Source organism: Tepidimonas sp. (genome assembly GCF_046292505.1).
Lineage (GTDB): Bacteria > Pseudomonadota > Gammaproteobacteria > Burkholderiales > Burkholderiaceae_C > Tepidimonas.
The window spans coordinates 1-547 of the sequence record NZ_JBKBQX010000258.1 but is presented as its reverse complement, the minus strand read 5'-3'; the positions used below and the strand labels follow the sequence as shown (position 1 = coordinate 547).

Here is a 547-nt window from a genome sequence, read left to right as displayed (position 1 = left end):
AATTTAAAACCACTAGTACCAGAAAGAAGTTGGTAGAACAGCACCACGCTTGGAAAGCAGAAGCGTATAAAGGAATGCCAGCAAATAGCAACAGCAATCAAACCGACGAAAACGGCAATCTCATCCGTCCAAAATATATATCGAATCACACCCATTATTCTCCCACAGATACAGATGCCAGAGTAAGCGTAAAACCAGGCAAAGCACGACAATTAAATTATTTTGGACAAATCGCAGTAGACGATGCGCACCATGTTATCACAGGAGCGTGTTCTGATTTTGCGGACAAACGCGACAGTCAGTGTTTAGAACAAATAGTAGAACTTACCGAAGAAAACTTAAAAGAAAACGGAATCGAACTCGAAGAACTCTTAGCCGATGGTGGTTACAGCAGTGGTGAAGCATTGGCGTATTTACATGAAAAAAACATCAACGCTTACATCCCAAACTTCGGACAATACAAATCAGAGCGAGAAGGTTTTACCTTCAACAAAGAAGAAAACTATTACCAATGCACTAAACCCGAAGGCAACCAAGCGAAACTGCT

The 547-nt window shown here is 41.3% G+C and carries 1 pseudogene; it reads left to right on the top strand.

Annotated elements, in window-relative coordinates:
* Nucleotides 1–29 precede the first annotated feature (29 nt).
* Nucleotides 30–547: pseudogene (locus tag ACK4TH_RS13145) on the top strand (hypothetical protein); the annotation flags it as partial.